Consider the following 16270-nt stretch of genomic DNA (forward strand, 5'->3'; position numbering starts at 1 on the left):
CGTCCAGGGGGGGGGTCGATATAATCGCCGCCGCTTTTGTCAAGGGATTCGCCCGTGTTCCATCGCTTCAAATTATCGGCCCTCGCGCCGCTGCTGCTGGCCGCTGCCCTGGCGGGCTGCGCCACCAAGACGGTGGACGAAACCGAGAACTGGAGCCCGAACCGGATCTACAGCGAGGCCAAGGACGAACTCAACTCCGGCGGCTACGAACGCGCGATCACGCTGTTCGAGAAGCTCGAAGGCCGCGCCGCCGGCACGCCGCTGGCGCAGCAGGCGCAACTGGAGAAGGCCTACGCCTCCTACCGGTCCGGCGAACCGGCCCAGGCCATCGCCACGCTGGACCGCTTCATCAAGCTGCACCCGGCCAGCCCGGCCCTGGACTACGCGCTGTACCTCAAGGGCATCGTCAACTTCAACGACAACATGGGCCTGTTCGCGTTCCTGAGCCGGCAGGACCTGTCCGAACGCGACCAGAAGGCCGCCAAGGATTCGTTCGAGGCCTTCAAGGAACTGGTGTCGCGCTTCCCGGACTCGCGCTACACGCCGGACGCGCGCCAGCGCATGACCTACATCGTGAACTCGCTGGCGCAGTACGAGGTGCACGTCGCGCGCTATTACTACACGCGCGGTGCCTACGTGGCGGCCATCAACCGCGCGCAGATCGCGCTGGCCGACTACCGCGAGGTGCCGGCGCTCGAAGAGGCGCTGTACATCATCTACAAGAGCTACGACGCCCTGGGCATGGCGCAGCTGCGCGACGACGCGCTGCGCGTGCTGCAGACCAACTATCCGCAGAGCGCCTACCTGCAGCGCGGCTTCAGGCCGAAGGACGATCCGTGGTGGAAGGTCTGGTAGCCGCCGCCAGTTCGTCCAGGGCCTGGAGGAACTGCGCCTCGTCTTGCAGCTGGCGCATCGGCGGCAGCGCCGCCCGCAGGCGCCGCCCGTAGCCCATCTGCACCAGCCGCGGGTCGCACACCACGAGCACGCCGCGGTCGTTCTCGCTGCGGATCAGGCGGCCGGCCCCCTGCTTCAGCGCCACCGCGGCCTCGGGCAGGAAGTACTCCTTGAACGCACTGCCGCCGGCGGCCTCGATCTGCTGCGCGCGCGCCTCGACGATCGGGTCGTTCGGCGGCGGAAACGGCAGCTTGTCGATCACGACCAATTGCAGCGCGTCGCCCGGCACGTCCACCCCTTCCCAGAACGAGGCCGAGGCCACCAGCACGCAGCCGCCGCCGGCGTGCGCCCCGTCGCGCAGGCGCTCCAGCAGCGCGCGCCGGGTCATCTGCCCCTGCAGCAGCACCTCGCAGCGCGCTGCCAGCGCCTGCCGCAGCGCCTGCCCGATGATGCGCAGCGCGCGCAGCGTGGTCGTCAGCACCAGCGTGCGCCCGCCCAGGCGCAGCGCGGCCTCGGCGACCAGCGCGGCGACCGCCGGGCCATGCGCGGCATCCGCGGGCCGCGGCAGGTGGCGGGGCACGTACAGGGCGGCCTGCCTGGCATGGTCGAACGGGCTGTCCACGCGCAGCACCTCGGCCTCGGCCAGGCCGCAGGGTTCGGTGAACCAGCGCAGCGCGGCATCGTCGCCGAGCGTGGCCGAGGTGAACACGTAGGCACGCCGCGCACCGTCGGGCGCGAGCAGCCGCTGCTGCAGGGTGTCGGCGATCGACAGCGGTGATTCCAGCAGCCGCAGGTGCAGTCCCACGTCGACCCAGCGCACCGCGTCCGTCGCACACGGCCGGGCGAACCGCTCCAGCCGCTCGGCCAGCACCTGGGCCCGCGCATGCAGCCGCGCCAGGTCGGGCGACTGGGCACCGACGCCGGCGAGCACCGCGACCAGCGACCGCAGCGCCTGCGCCAGGTCGTCGAGCGCCTGCTGCCACGCCGCGCCGTCGATGCCGTCGGGCGCCGCGCCATGCCAGCGCAGCCGCGTGCCGGGCGGAAGCGGCCCGGCCAGCATGCGCAGGTCGCGCGCGGCCCGCTCCAGCGGCGCCAGCCAGGCCGGCCAGTCGGCCACGCCGCCGGCCTGCGCGCGCGTGGTCGCCAGCGCATCGCGCACGAAGTCCAGCAACTGCGCCGTGCCGAGCCGCTGACCCAGGAACTGCACGCCGGTCTCGTTGAGCTGGTGCGCCTCGTCGAACACGACCACGCGGACCGTGGGCAGCAGTTCGGCCACGCCGGACTCGCGCACCGCGAGGTCGGCGAAGAACAGGTGGTGGTTGACCACGACCACGTCGGCGGCCATCGCTTCGCGCCGCGCATGCACGACGTGGCAGGCGCCGAACTGCGGGCATTCGCTGCCCAGGCAGTTGTCGCGCGTGGAACTGACCAGCGGCAGCAGCGCGGAGCGTTCGTCCAGCGCCGTCAGTTCCGCCAGATCGCCGCTGCGCGTGGCCAGCGCCCAGCGCTCGACCTCCGCGAGCTGCGGCAGCAGCCCGGCGGCCTCGGGGCCGAGCGCCTGCCGGGCATGGTGCAGGCGGTGCAGGCACAGGTAGCTGCTACGCCCTTTCAGCAGGGCCACGCGCGCGGCCAGCCCCAGCGCCTCGCGCAGCCGCGGCAGGTCGCGGTCGAACAGCTGGTCCTGCAACGTCTTGGTGGCCGTGGACAGCAGGACGCGCTCGCCGCACAGCAGCGCCGGGACCAGATAGGCGAAGGTCTTGCCAACGCCGGTGCCGGCCTCGACGACGAGCGCGCCGCCGTGCGCGATCGTCCGGGCGACGGCCTCGGCCATCGCGATCTGGCCCGGGCGGGGCTGGTAGTGCGTGGCCGCGCGCCCGATGGCGCCGCCGGGCGCGAAGGCCGCGCCGACGTCGTCCAGCCAGGCATCCGGGCCGGCGGACGGCACGCGGTTCAGGCCGGCTCCCGCGGGTCCAGCAGCAGCTCCAGCTGCGCGATCCGGTCGCGCAGGCGCAGGCGACGCTTCTTCAGGCGCTGCAGCAGCAGTTCGTCCACGGGCGCCTCGTGCGCCAGGCGGTCCACCATGGCATCGAGATCGGCATGCTCGATGCGCAGCTCGATCAACTGGCGGTCGGGGGAATGGAGATTGGCAGACACGGTGCTGGCCCGTGGCCGGCAGGGGCGGCGCAGCGGAGCACTTGATAATACGCGCTGCCTTCATCTCCCCGCGCGTCCGCATGCCCCCCTCTCCCGCTCCAGGATTCCGGCTCAGTGCCGCCACCGGCATCCACCGGGGCGATCGGGAGTACCAGCAGGACCAGGTGGCGCTGCTGCAGCATCCGCGCGTGACCGGCTGCCTGCTCGGCATCGTGGCCGACGGCATGGGTGGGCGCAGCGGCGGCCGCAAGGCCGCGGACCAGGTCCAGCTGACCGCGCAGCAGCTGTTCGAGCGCTACGATCCGCAGCAGGACGACGGCGCCGAATTGTTGCGCAGCCTGGTCGCGCAGGCGCATCTGGTGATCCAGCTGACCGCCATTTCGGCCGAGCAGGAGCCGCACAGCACGATCGCCGCCTTCCTGCTCCTTCCGCAGGGGGAATGCCGCTGGATCCACGTCGGCGATTCGCGCATCTACCACTTCCGCGGCGGCCGGTTGGTGCACCGCACGCGCGACCATTCCTACGTGGAGACGCTGGTGGAGCGCGGCGAGATCAGCGAGGAGCAGGCGCGCAGCCACCCGGACTCGAACATCCTGATGAGCTGCCTGGGCAGCCAGGCCGACCCGCCCGCCGTGGCCCACCGCATCGCGCAGCTGCAGCCGGGCGACGTGATCCTGGCCTGCAGCGACGGGCTGTGGCACTACTTCGGCGACGAGGAACTGGGCAGCGTCGTCAGCACGCTGGCGCCACGCGCCGCGGCGGAGCTGCTGGTCCGCAAGGCGCGCTCGCGTGCGCGCGGCGGCGGGGACAACCTGTCGCTGGTGATCGTCGGCGTCTCGCCCCTGGCAGGCTGACGCAAAAAGGCCCGGCGGTGCGAGCGCCGGGCCTGTGCTGCCGCCGCCGGGCGGCGGATCTCAGTGGAACTGCTCTTCTTCGGTCGAGCCGGACAGCGCCTTGACGCTGGACGAACCGCCCTGGATCACCGTCGTCACGTCGTCGAAGTAGCCCGCACCGACTTCCTGCTGGTGCGACACGAAGGTGTAGCCCTGCTCGCGCGCGGCGAACTCGGGTTCCTGCACCATCTCGACGTAGTGCTTCATGCCTTCGCCGCGTGCATAGGCGTGGGCGAACTTGAAGGTGTTGTACCAGTTGACGTGGATGCCGGCCAGCGTGATGAACTGGTACTTGTAGCCCAGTGCGGACAGCTCGTCCTGGAACTTGGCGATCGTCTTGTCGTCCAGGTTCTTCTTCCAGTTGAAGGACGGCGAGCAGTTGTACGACAGCAGCTTGCCCGGGCTCTTGGCGTGCACGGCCTGCGCGAACTCGCGGGCGAAGCCCAGGTCCGGCGTGCCGGTCTCGCACCACACCAGGTCGGCGTAGGGGGCGTAGGCCACGCCGCGGCTGATGGCCTGCTCCAGGCCGTTCTTGACGCGGTAGAAGCCTTCCTGCGTGCGCTCGCCGGTCAGGAACGGTTTGTCGTTGGCGTCGTGGTCGCTGGTGATCAGGTTGGCGGCCTCGGCGTCGGTGCGGGCCAGCACGATGGTCGGCACGCCCATCACGTCGGCGGCGAAGCGCGCGGCGATCAGCTTCTCGCAGGCTTCCTGCGTGGGCACCAGCACCTTGCCACCCATGTGGCCGCACTTCTTGACGGCGGCCAGTTGGTCCTCGAAGTGCACGCCGGCGGCGCCGGCGACGATCATGTTCTTCATCAGCTCGAAGGCGTTCAGCACGCCGCCGAAGCCGGCTTCCGCGTCAGCCACAATGGGCAGGAAGTAGTCGATGAAGTCCTTGTCGCCAGGGCCGATGCCGCGGCCCCACTGGATCTCGTCGGCGCGCTTGAAGGTGTTGTTGATGCGGCGGACCATGGTCGGCACCGAGTCGTAGGCGTACAGCGACTGGTCGGGGTACATGGTCTCGCTGGTGTTGCCGTCGGCCGCCACCTGCCAGCCCGACAGGTAGACGGCTTCCAGGCCCGCCTTGGCCTGCTGCATGGCCTGGCCAGCGGAGATCGCGCCGAAGGCGTTCACGTAGCCCTTCTTGGCCGAGCCGTTGATCTTCTCCCACAGCTTCTCGGCGCCGCGCTTGGCCAGCGTGTACTCGATCGGCAGCGAGCCGCGCAGGCGCACCACGTCAGCCGCGCTGTAGCCGCGCTTGACACCCTTCCAGCGGGGGTTGGTCGCCCAGTCTTTCTCCAGGGCGGCGATCTGCTGTTCGCGGCTGAGTTGCTCGGTCAGGGATTGGGGCATGGAAGTACTCCAGAACGTTGATGGGATGGATGAATTCTATGTCTTATATAAGACTTGAAACGGATCATATGTCTTATACAAGAGGAAAAATTTTCTCTTATAAATCAATGAAATTCCATTGACGTTTCTCAATAAGAAACCATCTATCCGCATTGCGAAAGATGAAGCACAGGCGATCACTCTCAGAATTTCATAATGCGGAAAAAAATTTCTGATGGTGCAGCGCAGCAACCTCATCGCGCCACGTGGGCGATCCAGTCGCCGCCCGCGATCACGGGCCGGCCCGCCACGCGGCCCGGATCGATCTCGTACAGCAGGCACGGCAGCACCTTGCCGGCGACGTCGACCGGCAACTCGCGCCGCACGTACTCGCCGGTCTGCTGCGGATGGACCTCCTCGATCTCGTCGAGCACGGCCAGCAGCGGCGGCGTCACCGCATACACCTCGCCCTTCACGCGCCGCGGCCCGCCCAGCACCACGCCAGGATAGTGGCGCAGGTCGTACATCGTGCCGGCCACTTCGGCCTCGCCGATCCAGCGCGGCGGGGGCGCGAGCCGGTTGATGTCGTTGCTGCCGCCGCGGCGCAGCGTGCCGTAGACGAAGACGTACAGCGGGGAAGCTTCGGGGCGGGACATGGCGGACTCCTCGGCAACGGCAAATGGGTTCAGCGGGCCTTCGAGCGATGCGCCGCCTGGCGCACGTTCTCGCGGCGCGCCGGAACCAGCGGCGCATGCTCGCGCGGCGCGTTCAGCACGATGGACGTGGAGGTGTCGGCCAGCACGCAGAACTTGCTGACCACCGCATCCAGGTGCGGCACGTCGATCACCGCGATCTCCAGCACCCAGCTGTCCTCGCCCGTCACGTTGAAGGCATTGATGACCTCCGGCGTCTGCTCGATCAGCTTGACCACGCGTGCGTACTCGGCACGGGCGACCCGCACCAGCGCGCGGATACCGTAGCCAAGACGCGACAGATCGAGCTGTGCGCGATAGCCCTTGATGACCCCCGCGATCTCCAGCTTGCGCACGCGTTCGGTGACCGCGGGCTGGCTCAGATGCACGCGCCGGCCCAGCTCGGCCATGGTCAGGCGCGCGTCGCGCTGCAGTTCGGCGAGGATCCTGTCGTCGTAGGTATCCAGCGCATGGGCTTCGGAATTCATCGCGGGCTCTTTGAGATTTCAAAGGAATGTCCGATTCTAGTTTTCACAAACAATGCCATTGGCGATTTTTCCTTCTCTGGCGCAACATCGACCCGGTCATCCAGCCGGCCCGGCCCGCCACGGCCCGGCGCCGTGCCGCCGCAGACCCACCAGACCGACCGCGCCGCCACGCCGGCGGACAGGCGCAGCGCAGTGCCTCGGCCCACGCGGAAAACACCTGCGCGCCCCGCAAAAAAAGCAGTCTTCTCTCTTGGAAGCGCGTTTCTTCTCCATTAGCATTCGCGAAGCCAGTGAGGAAGCTGTTTCGCTGGTGACGACGCAACACCAATAAGGAATCCCATCATGGCAACTGCGAAGAAAGCGCCGGCGAAAAAGGCACCGGCGAAGAAGGCGGCGGCGCCCGCCAAGAAGGCGCCGGCAGTGAAGAAGGCCGCGGCAACCGCCGAGAAGGCGCCCGCCAAGAAGACGGCCGCTGCCGCGAAGAAGGCACCCGCCAAGCAGCGCACCGTCAACGCCGCCTTCATGAAGGCCCTGACCCCGAGCGCGGCACTGGCCGGCATCGTCGGCGCCTCGCCGATGCCCCGCACCGAAGTGGTCAGCAAGCTGTGGGTCTACATCAAGAAGAACAAGCTGCAGGACGCGACCAACAAGCGCATGATCAACGCCGACGCCAAGCTGAAGGAAGTCTTCGGCAAGGCCCAGGTGTCCATGTTCGAGATGGCCGGCCTGATCGGCAAGCACCTCAGCTGACGCCGCAAGGCAAGCTTTCGAAGGCCGGCTCTGCCGGCCTTTTTCACGTCAGCGACGAGGACAAGGGCCAGCCGCCCTCGCCATCGCGCACGCGCCGGCCCATCGCCCGGAGGCGCCGCAAGTTCGTGCTTTGCAGACAGAGCGCGCCGGGCGCCGATCGCACCGCGGCATGCCAGCCGCGCACCAGCCGGCCGCCCCCAAGCCACCGCATCAAGGTTCAGGCAGCATGCGCCGGGTTCGCCGGACTGCGCCAAGGCGCCGGCGCGTTCGGAACTGGAATCAGGATCTCGACGCACAAGCCGGTCGACTCCGCATCGCCGCCGCCCCCGAAGCGAATCTCCGCGCCGATGCGGCTGGCGATCGCCTGGACGATCGCCAGGCCCAGGCCCGAGCCGATCTGCTCGCTGCCGAGCACGCGGTAGAACGGGTCGAATACCCGGGCCCGCTCGGCAAGCGCGATGCCCGGGCCGGTGTCCTGGATCCGCAGCACCGCATGCCCCTGCGACAGGCCCACCGACAGATCGACTCGACCGCACTCCGGCGTGTAGCGAATGGCGTTGTCCACCAGATTCTTCACCAGGGCGATCATGTCCAGTTCGCCGACCCACACCTGGGCGTCCTGCGTGCCTTCGATGCCGATGTCGATGTGCCTGGCCTCTGCCAGCGGCATGAGGTCTTCCAGCACCCGGCGGTAGATGGCCTGGACGGAGAGCGGCGCCGCCGGCGGCGCGGTGGATGCCTGGGCCCTGGCCTGGCTGAGCAATTGGTCCAGCAGGTTCCGGCTGTGCTCGATCCCCCGGCACAGCACCGCCAGCCGCTCGCGGGCCGGGCCGGACATGTCCGCATGGGCCAGCCGCTCCGCCTGCAGCGACAAGGCCGTCAGCGGGGAGCGCAGTTCGTGCGTCGCGTCCGCGACAAAGCGGCGCTGGGCGTCCACGGACGGAGCCACCCGGCCCAGCAGCCGATTGATGGCGACCACAAAAGGCCGAATCTCCGCAGGGACATGGCCGTCCTCGATGGGGTGCAGTTCCTGCTCGGAGCGCCGATCGATATCCCGCGCCAGCGCTGCGATGGGCCGGAACATCTTGCGCACCAGATCGGCCACGGCCCACAGCAGCACCGGCACCAGCAACAGGAGGGGCATCACGGTACGCAACGCGCTGTCGCGGGCGATCTCGTCGCGGAAGGCCGATTCCTGGGCGACCGCGATGCGTTCGCCCGCCGAGGTGGTCCTGACGAGCACCCGGAACCTCTCGCCATCCAGCGCCAGCGTATGCAGGCCATCGGCCAGGGTGCTCCGCAACGGGAGCGGGCCGCCCGTGTCCACGCCCGGCGACGACGGCAACTGGCCCAGGCGCCGCCCGATCACGCGCGCTTCCTCGTCGCCGCCCTGGTCGTGCGCCTCGCCGACCGGACCATCGGGCGACAGGTGCTGCCGGTCCATGATGCGGGCCACCTGGCGCAGCACGTCGTCCTGCAGCTCGTGCGCGTCCCCGAAGGCCGAGTGGAACGAGAACATGCCCGCCACAGCGGCCACCAGGAGAATGGCGAGCAACAGGGTCAGGGACAGCTTGCGCTGGACCGATCCATTGCCGGTGCTGCTCAGGCGCTTTTGGAGACCATCCATCCCACACCTCTCACGTTCTTGATGACCGCGCTGTCCAGCCTGCGCCGCAGCGCGTGGATCAGGTACTCGACCGCATTGCTTTCGACTTCCTCTCCCCAGCCGTAGATGCGGTCCTCCAACTCGCGGCGCGACAGGATGGCGCCGGGTCGAACCCGCAAGGCGTGCAACAAGGCGAACTCGCGGCTCGACAGTTGCACGGGCGGCCCGCCACCGACGCTGGCCTCTTTCGTCACCGGATCGAGGCGACCACCCCATTGCCGAGCAGGGGCGACGCCACGCCGGCCTTGCGGCGCAGCGCGGCACGCATCCGCGCCAGCAGCTCCGCCATCTCCAAGGGCTTGGGCACGTAGTCGTCGGCGCCGCCGTCGAGCCCGCGCAGACAGTCAGTTCCTGCGCTCCATCCATCTGGCTGCGGCCATGGTGTGGCTGGCCTGGCGATGGACCTCGCGCAGGCCAAGCGGATGATTCGGGATTGGATGGATGACACGCGCCCCGAGCTTGGAACATTGCTGGCCAGACGCTTGACGTGAACTGTTTTTCCGCCATTCACCTGCACGCCGGCGATTGCGGCGGTGTATACCCAATCTGGTATGCGTTGGACGGTGCTCGTTGCCAGCTTGGACGACTGGCCTGGGTTATGGTCTGGCCACGACTTTTACCAGGCGGCAACCTGGGCGCAGCATCCACGCTCGTCGATGGCGTGGACCGGCGGCATCGTCGTCTGCTTCGCGGTGGCCTTGTGGTCGCTCAGACGCTGTGACGCACGAGAGGACGGCAGCCTGCCACTGCTTCAAGAGGTTTAGGAAGCCGAGATGATCCTGTCCTGTCGCAGCAACTATTGGCGCGAGCGGCGCCGGGCCAGCATGGCCGATATGGCGCTCGCGCTGGAAAGCACACCCGAGGCGCTTGAACCCACGCTCGAACGCAACGCGCACGCGCGCAGGATCGAGGGCGAATTGGGCTGCGGTTCGACCTGTTGCAGAAGTGACCCGGCGACGGTGGCGGTGTATGAATGGACCGCCCCGGAGACGTCGGGCGCCGGTTGAGGAATGAATCGTGGTGGTCGCGCCTGCTGCGTCGGTACTGGTCGTGATCGGTATCCACCGCGAGGAGCTGGCTTTCGGCCGTGAAGTTGTGGCCGAGCTGGCGCCAGACGAGGCGCAGGTACTGGAAGTCCCCGACGGTCTGTCGGGGCGCCGGCCGCGGCCGGACCAGTGCTTTCGCTATGACCTGACGCATGAGGCGCTGTACCTGCAGCTGCTTCCTCACATGCGCGGCCGCCACCGGCTGCTGATCGACCTGCATGTGGGTGCCGACCGCGACGGCCCCTGTGCCGACCTCATGTGCGGCGATGCGGTGCTGGCCGAGCGACTGCGGAATGCACTGGCTCGGGGGCCGGCCGGCGTGCGCGTGATTCAGCTCGGTTCGCCAGATGCCGTTCCGACTCGTACCGTGATTCCCCAACAGATCTGGCGAAATCCGGCGTTTTTCTATCTGTGCATGGAAATCTATCTGGCCGCTGACGGCAGCGCGCGGCCGCAGGCGGTGGAACTGGCAAGGCGATTGATCGAGCTTGCTGCGCAATGCATCGACCATGCCGTCGCCGCGCCGGACGACCGCTGTTGAATGCCGCCTTGCAGGCATCTTCCTCGGTACGGCACTCCTGCAACCGCGGCCGGATGCGGGAATGGGCCGTGAGGAGGCAATGAAGCAGAACGGCGCCGGGGCTTGATCTGTATCAGATTTGCGGCAGAAAAAATAACATAGAGTGAGAACGAGTACTATTTGATGACGGCGTGAAGATGCCGCTTCAACATGGCTCCGCAGGAGGCGCAGCTGGGAAGACTGCACCCTCTTTCCCATTCATTGTTTCCCCGTGGAGCCGCATCATGAGAACAATAAAGAATCGTAGTCATGTGAGCTTGCCTGCACTTGCCTGCGTGCTTGCCGTGATCAGCATGCCGGTTCTGGCCGAACGTCCGATGGTGGTCGATGATGCCGGGACGCTGAAGCGCGGCGGCGCCAAGGTCGAGTTCGGCTGGAGCCGGGATGACTCGTTGAAGGGCTTTGAGGGTGCTGTCGGCTACGGCCCGATCGACAACGTGGAGCTCGAGTTTGGCTTCGGAAGGGCGAAAGACCGCAATGAGTCGCCCAGTATCACGGTACGTGGCATGGGCGCGGCGGTGAAGTGGGTGCCGCTACGGTCCGAAACCGGCTTGTCTGCCGGCCTGAAGTACGAATATGGGCGTGAGCGTGTCAGCGGCGAAGGTACTTCGCATGCCAATGCGCTGGCGGGCCTCGCGACCTGGTCCTTCGAAGCTGGACCGCGGGTTCACCTGAACCTTGGCCGTGAATGGGTCCGCGACGACGGCCACATCGACTTCTGGGGCGTGGGTGCGGATTTCCCGCTGACCGTGCGGTGGCAGTTGACGATCGAGACTTTCGGTGAGAAGCATGCCGGTCCGGATCGTCAGATCGGCCTGCGTTATGAAATCTTCAAAGGCTTCAAGGTCTCCGGAGCGGTGGGACGCGGCAATGATCGCACCATCGCCAATGTCGGCGTGGCATGGGAGTTCTGAGGAAAGAGTTGACCTGCGTCATCACCTCCTGCCTCAGAGAGCATAAAGTCATTCACAGATGATTCGGATTTGCGTAGCCCATCGAGGCTACCGGTCGACATCGCCTGCATGCAATCATCGTGGACGCAGTGAGCCCCGTCATTGGTGTGGCGATGTTCACTGCGCTTGCAAGGGTCAGGGAGTGAAATGCCGGAGTTTGAAGAATTGCGCGTCTTTCTGCGTGATCTGCATATCGCACATCACATTCGAGGGCGCATCCGGCTGAAGTTGGACACGCGCCCGGTTTCCATGGACGTGCCGCGCGCGCAAGCGCGTGGGTTCCAGGCGGTGCTGGACCATATTCCCGGTGTCGCGTCGGTACAGGTCAACCTGCTGGCGCGTTCCTGCACCGTGCACTACGACCCGAAGGTGATTCCCGAACGAGCCTGGGGTGACCTGCTGGACGGTGTCGATTCGGACGCCGCGGCGATTCTCGAACGGATTCTGCACGACGCCTATCTGGAGGTAGTCAATGCAAAACTATGACGAATTGATTCTGCGCACTCGGCGTATCGACCGGGCTGCGCCTTTCCCCCTGGCGCACCAGGCGGTCAGGATCGCCCTCTATGAGGAGTATGCGGCCCGCGGTTTCTATGCGCGCGTGGTCGAGTCTTTTGGCGGGCAGGCGCCATTCTCCAATGTGCTGCGCTCGAAAGAGCAGCACGTGGCGGCCTTGTTGAGGCTGTGCGAGCGTTTCGGCATTCCGCGGCCGCTCGATCCCTTTCCACAGGAGTCCACCGTGGAGCCGACCTGGCTGGCGAACTGCCAGCGGGCCGTCGCAGGCGAGGTCGGCAACGTGCAGATGTATGCCTATCTGCTGAGCCAGGTCGCCGAGCCGGAAGTGCGCAAGGTGTTCCAGAACCTGCAGGCGGCCGCGCTGCAGGACCATCTGCCTGCTTTCCGCCAGGCTGTGGTCGCGGCGCAGGCGCAGGAGAGCTATCACACCGCGCGTGGCATCGCGCCGCAGCAAGCCTATGCACGCCATGGGCCGCTGTCCGATTTCCTTGAACGCGCTTTCTCGCAACTCGGGCCTTATGCCGGCCCGCTCGGCGTGTTCAGTCCGCTTCTGCGCAATGCGCATCCCGCCCTGCTGGCCGGCATGGCAACGGGGGGCGCAGGAGTCTATCTGTGGAAGCACAAGGCCAGCCGTCATCGCAAGGAGAACTGACATGTTCCCGTTATTACCGTTTGTCGCCGGTGTCTTGACCGGCGCAGTCGCCCTCCGCCTGGTCAAGACCGACAAGGCCAAGGCGGGCGTCGAGGCGGGCGTGGAGAAAGCCCGCGCCGGCATGGAGAAGGCCCAGGGCACGTTGCGTGGCGCCGCGGTGTCCAGCCTGGAGGCGATCGAGAACGCCTCGGCGCAGGCGCGCAAGCGCCTGGCTGCCAAAGGCGTTGAAGTCGCCGATGCTGCGGCAGCCGGCGGCGCGGCTGAAGACACTTCCCCCGCGGATGCAAGCCCGGCGGATCAGGCCAGGAAACCCGCCCGGGCGCCCAGGAAGCGCGCGCCGAGCACGGCGGCCAGGCCTGGGAAAACCAGGGCGGCATCCGCCGCCAAGGAGGATGCCGGATCATGAAGAACACGATCGCCCCCTACCCCGGCGTTGCACCGTACGCGCCGGCGATGATGCCGCTTGGCGTGCCGTTGCGCGCCAGCGGCGCGGCCTTCGCCCAGGGTTTCGTGGCGGCTGGCTGCCTGTCGGCTTTCCAGGATCGCCAGACGCTGCTGTCATCGCCGTCGCCGGTTGAGCTGAAGCGGGTGCTGCGCCACGCGCTGCAGGGTGGCGCCGCGCTGGCGGCCGGCACGCGGGCCGCTGCCGCTTTCCAGCAGCAGGACTACGCCCGGATGCTGGTCGCGACGGCGGCCGGTGCGGCGGGTGTGCTGATCATCGAACGACTGCTGCGCGATGCCGCGCAAGCCGAACAGGAGAATCAAGATGGCTAAAAAGAACAAGCAGAAGCGCGGCCGTGGCGGCCAGGCCATGCAGAGCGATGCCGGGCCGGGACAGTACGGCCAGCAGCCCAATGCACAGCCCTGGGGGCAATATGGCATGCCCGGCGGCATGGAAGCCGGTTTCGCCCAGGGTTTCGCGCAAGGCATGGGTCCGGGCTACGGGGCGGCGCCCCAACAGCCGGCTGCCGATGGCGGCTTCCTGCAGGGCATGCCGGCTTTCCTGCGTACCGGCAACACCGAGCAGTTCCTGCTTGGCGCGGTGATCGGCGCGGCCGCGGCCTGGGTGCTGAGCGACGAGGAACTGCGCGGCAAGATCGTGAAGTCGGCGATGAGGCTGTATTCGGGCGTGGCCGGCGGTTTCGAGGAAATGAAGGAGCAGATGGCCGACATCCGCGCCGAAGTGGAGGCGGAGCGCCACGGAAACGCATGATGAACGCCGGCTGGATGTCCGCGCTCGAACCGCTCCACGCCGCGCGTGGCCGCGCGCGCTGGCGCTACACCTGCCGCCGGGGCGCACCGCTGGAGGCGCGCACCATCGAGCGCGCGGTGGAGGCCATCGCCGGCGTGCGCAAGGCGCGGGTCAATCCGGCTGCCCGTTCCCTGGTGGCCGAGTTCGATGCCTCGGCCACGACGGCCGACCGCATCGCGCTCGACATCCTGCGCATGGCGCCGTTGCAGACTCCCCCCGCAGAAGGCGAAGAACCCAGCGCCGCTCCGGTGGCGCTGAGCGCCGCCACGCTGCTTGCCACCCGCTCGCTGCAGGCCGGGCTGCAGGCGCCGGTGGCAGTGGGCGCAGCGATCCCCCTGCTGGGCGAGGCGGTCGACGATTTCCTTGAAAAGGGCGTGACCTCGCATGTGCTCGAAGCGATGGCGGTGGCGATCTCGATCGGACGCAAGGACTACCTCGCGGCGAACATGACGTCCTTCCTGCTCGCGCTGGGCGAGTTCCTGGAGGCGTCGATCGAGCGCCGTTCCGACGACCTGCTCAAGCATCTGCTGAAGCCCGACGTGGGCGAGATCTGGGTCGAGCGCGACGGCAAGGAAATACAGCTCGACGCCGCCGAAGTCAAGGTCGGCGACACCGTCATTGCCGCCACCGGGGGGGTGATTCCGGTCGATGGCACGGTGCTTGGCGGCGAAGCCATGGTCAACGAGGCGACGATGACCGGCGAAAGCGTGCCGGTCGCGCGCCGGCGCGGCGACGCGGTGCTGTCCGGCACGCTGGTCGAAGAGGGCCGCCTGCGCATCTATGCCGAGCGGGTCGGCGCCCAGGTGGCGGCGGCGCGGATCGCGGACTTCGTCGAGCATTCGCTGGCGGTCAAGGGCGCCACCCAGCTCGAAGCCTCACGCATGGCCGACCGGCTGGTGCCGATGGTGTTTGGCCTGGCCGGTGCCACCTGGCTGGTGTCGCGCGATTGGCAGCGGGTGGCGGCGGTGCTGCAGGCCGATTATTCGTGCGCGCTGAAGCTGGCGACACCGGTCGCCTTCAAGGCGGCGATGTACGAGGCGGGCAAGTCGGGCATGCTGGTCAAGGGAGCCAAGGCGCTGGAACGCTTGGCGGAGGCCGACACCTTCGTCTTCGACAAGACCGGCACGCTGAGTACCGGCAAGCTCCAGGTGACCGATTCGATCGCCTTCAAGCCCGGCTATGCGCCCGACGATCTGATCAATCTGGCGGCGTCGGTGGAGGAACACTACTTCCACCCGCTCGCGCTGGCGGTGGTCGAGGCATCGCGCCACCTGCACCATCCGAAGCACTTCGACCACAAGGAAGTCGAGTTCATCGTCGCCCATGGCGTGGCCAGCACCATCGACGGGCGGCGCATCGTCGTCGGCTCGCGCCATTTCGTCGAGGACGACGAGGGCATCACCACACAGAAGCATCGCAGCACCATCGAGCGCCTGCGCCAGGAAGGCAAGACCTTGCTCTATGTCGGTTTCGGCGGCGAATTGCTGGGCGTCATCGCCATGCGCGACGGCCTGCGCGACAACAGCGCCGCCACGGTCCGGCACTTGAGGCGCCTGGGTGTCAAGCGGGTGTTGATGCTCACCGGCGACCATGCCGATCGCGCGCGGGCGATGGCCGAAGAGCTGGGGCTGGACGAGTTCCACGCCGGGCTGATGCCCGAGGACAAGGCGCGCATCCTGCAGGAACTGGCTGCGCAGGGCGCGCGCATCGCCTTCGTCGGCGATGGCGTCAACGATGCGCCGGCGCTGAGCGGCGCGCACGTCGGCATCTCGATGCACAACGGCGCCGACGTCGCCCGCCTGGCGTCCGACGTCGCGCTGCTGGAGGACGACATCGCGCGTGTGGCCGACGCGAAGGCGCTGTCGCTCGCCACCAAGCGGTTGATCGACGGCAATTTCAAGCTGACCGTTGGCCTCAACACGTCGATCCTGTCGGCTGCCGCGTTGGGCTGGCTGACGCCGGTCGCCGCCTCGGCGCTGCACAACGGCAGCACCATCGCCATCCTGCTGCGGGCGCTGGTCGGCGCCGGCCTGCCGCGTGGCCGGCGCGCGGGCAAGGCCTTGCCGCCCGCAAGGAGAGCGGTCGCATGAGTCCCCCGGACCATTCCCGTTCCTTTCCGCTGGCGATGGCGAGTGAGGGCGAGCCGGTCCGGGTCGTCGGCATCCTGGGCGGCGCATCGATGGCGCTGCGCGTGGCCGAACTGGGCCTGAACGTCGGCTGCGAACTGATCGTGCGCCAGCGCCAGGGGGGCGGCCTGGTGGTCGGCCGCGGCGAGACGCGCTTTGCGCTCGGCGGCGGCATGGCGCACAAGATCATGGTGGTGCGGATCGCGGGTTGATATCGGCCCGTATCCGGCGGTAGTGGCGAGGAGAGAAACCGCAGGACGGGCACGGTGCCGCGAT

At 67.9% G+C, this 16270-nt stretch carries 19 protein-coding genes and 1 pseudogene; 13 read left to right on the forward strand and 7 right to left on the reverse strand.

Features of this window, described 5'->3' with window-relative positions; genetic code table 11:
- Positions 1 to 54 precede the first annotated feature (54 nt).
- Positions 55 to 855, forward strand: a complete 801-nt coding sequence (locus QM782_RS01730; protein WP_415201218.1) for an outer membrane protein assembly factor BamD — start codon at positions 55 to 57, stop codon at positions 853 to 855.
- Here the strand turns inward: QM782_RS01730 and QM782_RS01735 are convergent.
- Positions 818 to 2725 carry an ATP-dependent DNA helicase gene (locus tag QM782_RS01735; RefSeq protein ID WP_415205564.1) on the reverse strand — a complete coding sequence of 636 codons (1908 nt, stop codon included), beginning with the start codon at positions 2723 to 2725 and terminating at the stop codon, positions 818 to 820. The genes QM782_RS01730 and QM782_RS01735 overlap by 38 nt on opposite strands.
- 119 nt (positions 2726 to 2844) lie before the next feature.
- Positions 2845 to 3048 (reverse strand): DUF465 domain-containing protein, encoded by a 204-nt coding sequence (locus QM782_RS01740; protein WP_415201219.1) that lies wholly within the window; start codon positions 3046 to 3048, stop codon positions 2845 to 2847.
- A gap of 80 nt (positions 3049 to 3128) precedes the next feature.
- On the opposite strand from QM782_RS01740, the gene QM782_RS01745 reads away from it, so the two are divergent.
- Positions 3129 to 3902, forward strand: coding sequence for a PP2C family protein-serine/threonine phosphatase (locus QM782_RS01745; RefSeq protein WP_415201220.1), 774 nt, complete (start codon positions 3129 to 3131; stop codon positions 3900 to 3902).
- A gap of 60 nt (positions 3903 to 3962) precedes the next feature.
- Here QM782_RS01745 and aceA read toward each other — a convergent pair whose 3' ends face one another.
- From aceA to QM782_RS01760, 3 genes are all read right to left on the reverse strand, one after another.
- Complete coding sequence (gene aceA, locus QM782_RS01750) at positions 3963 to 5294, reverse strand: isocitrate lyase (protein ID WP_415201221.1); 1332 nt, start codon at positions 5292 to 5294, stop codon at positions 3963 to 3965.
- A 233-nt stretch (positions 5295 to 5527) separates the two neighbouring features.
- Positions 5528 to 5929: a gamma-glutamylcyclotransferase family protein gene (locus tag QM782_RS01755; protein WP_415201222.1), complete on the reverse strand. Its 402-nt coding sequence runs from the start codon at positions 5927 to 5929 to the stop codon at positions 5528 to 5530.
- A 29-nt stretch (positions 5930 to 5958) separates the two neighbouring features.
- Positions 5959 to 6453, reverse strand: coding sequence for an Lrp/AsnC family transcriptional regulator (locus QM782_RS01760; RefSeq protein ID WP_415201223.1), 495 nt, complete (start codon positions 6451 to 6453; stop codon positions 5959 to 5961).
- 342 nt (positions 6454 to 6795) lie between these two features.
- On the opposite strand from QM782_RS01760, the gene QM782_RS01765 reads away from it, so the two are divergent.
- Positions 6796 to 7203, forward strand: a complete 408-nt coding sequence (locus tag QM782_RS01765; RefSeq protein WP_415201224.1) for an SWIB/MDM2 domain-containing protein — start codon at positions 6796 to 6798, stop codon at positions 7201 to 7203.
- A 217-nt stretch (positions 7204 to 7420) separates the two neighbouring features.
- On the opposite strand, the gene QM782_RS01770 is transcribed toward QM782_RS01765, so the two are convergent.
- The gene (locus QM782_RS01770) at positions 7421 to 8830 is read right to left on the reverse strand and encodes a sensor histidine kinase (protein ID WP_415201225.1); all 1410 of its coding nucleotides are present in this window, start codon (positions 8828 to 8830) and stop codon (positions 7421 to 7423) included.
- Positions 8806 to 9215, reverse strand: a pseudogene (locus tag QM782_RS01775) (winged helix-turn-helix domain-containing protein); the annotation flags it as partial. The gene QM782_RS01770 and the pseudogene QM782_RS01775, both read right to left, overlap by 25 nt.
- 427 nt (positions 9216 to 9642) lie before the next feature.
- Here QM782_RS01775 and QM782_RS01780 point away from each other — a divergent pair.
- The 10 genes from QM782_RS01780 (at position 9643) to QM782_RS01825 (ending at position 16206) form a co-directional block, all read left to right on the forward strand.
- Positions 9643 to 9876: a FeoC-like transcriptional regulator gene (locus QM782_RS01780; RefSeq protein WP_415201226.1), complete on the forward strand. Its 234-nt coding sequence runs from the start codon at positions 9643 to 9645 to the stop codon at positions 9874 to 9876.
- 10 nt (positions 9877 to 9886) lie between these two features.
- Complete coding sequence (locus QM782_RS01785) at positions 9887 to 10456, forward strand: hypothetical protein (protein ID WP_415201227.1); 570 nt, start codon at positions 9887 to 9889, stop codon at positions 10454 to 10456.
- A gap of 290 nt (positions 10457 to 10746) precedes the next feature.
- Positions 10747 to 11409, forward strand: a complete 663-nt coding sequence (locus QM782_RS01790) for a hypothetical protein (protein ID WP_415201228.1) — start codon at positions 10747 to 10749, stop codon at positions 11407 to 11409.
- A 186-nt stretch (positions 11410 to 11595) separates the two neighbouring features.
- A complete protein-coding gene (locus QM782_RS01795; RefSeq protein WP_415201229.1) occupies positions 11596 to 11934 on the forward strand; it encodes a heavy-metal-associated domain-containing protein in 339 nt (112 codons plus the stop codon).
- Complete coding sequence (locus tag QM782_RS01800) at positions 11921 to 12616, forward strand: ferritin-like domain-containing protein (RefSeq protein ID WP_415201230.1); 696 nt, start codon at positions 11921 to 11923, stop codon at positions 12614 to 12616. The genes QM782_RS01795 and QM782_RS01800 overlap by 14 nt, the downstream gene beginning before the upstream one ends.
- A 1-nt stretch (position 12617) precedes the next feature.
- Positions 12618 to 13022: a hypothetical protein gene (locus QM782_RS01805; RefSeq protein WP_415201231.1), complete on the forward strand. Its 405-nt coding sequence runs from the start codon at positions 12618 to 12620 to the stop codon at positions 13020 to 13022.
- Positions 13019 to 13390: a hypothetical protein gene (locus tag QM782_RS01810; protein ID WP_415201232.1), complete on the forward strand. Its 372-nt coding sequence runs from the start codon at positions 13019 to 13021 to the stop codon at positions 13388 to 13390. The genes QM782_RS01805 and QM782_RS01810 overlap by 4 nt, the downstream gene beginning before the upstream one ends.
- Positions 13353 to 13829, forward strand: coding sequence for a hypothetical protein (locus tag QM782_RS01815; protein ID WP_415201233.1), 477 nt, complete (start codon positions 13353 to 13355; stop codon positions 13827 to 13829). Before QM782_RS01810 ends, QM782_RS01815 begins: the two co-directional genes overlap by 38 nt.
- Positions 13829 to 15958 (forward strand): heavy metal translocating P-type ATPase, encoded by a 2130-nt coding sequence (locus QM782_RS01820; protein ID WP_415201234.1) that lies wholly within the window; start codon positions 13829 to 13831, stop codon positions 15956 to 15958. Before QM782_RS01815 ends, QM782_RS01820 begins: the two co-directional genes overlap by 1 nt.
- Positions 15955 to 16206, forward strand: a complete 252-nt coding sequence (locus QM782_RS01825) for a FeoA family protein (protein WP_415201235.1) — start codon at positions 15955 to 15957, stop codon at positions 16204 to 16206. The genes QM782_RS01820 and QM782_RS01825 overlap by 4 nt, the downstream gene beginning before the upstream one ends.
- Positions 16207 to 16270 lie beyond the last annotated feature (64 nt).

The organism is Pseudorhodoferax sp. (assembly GCF_047601025.1).
Classification (GTDB): domain Bacteria; phylum Pseudomonadota; class Gammaproteobacteria; order Burkholderiales; family Burkholderiaceae_C; genus Pseudorhodoferax.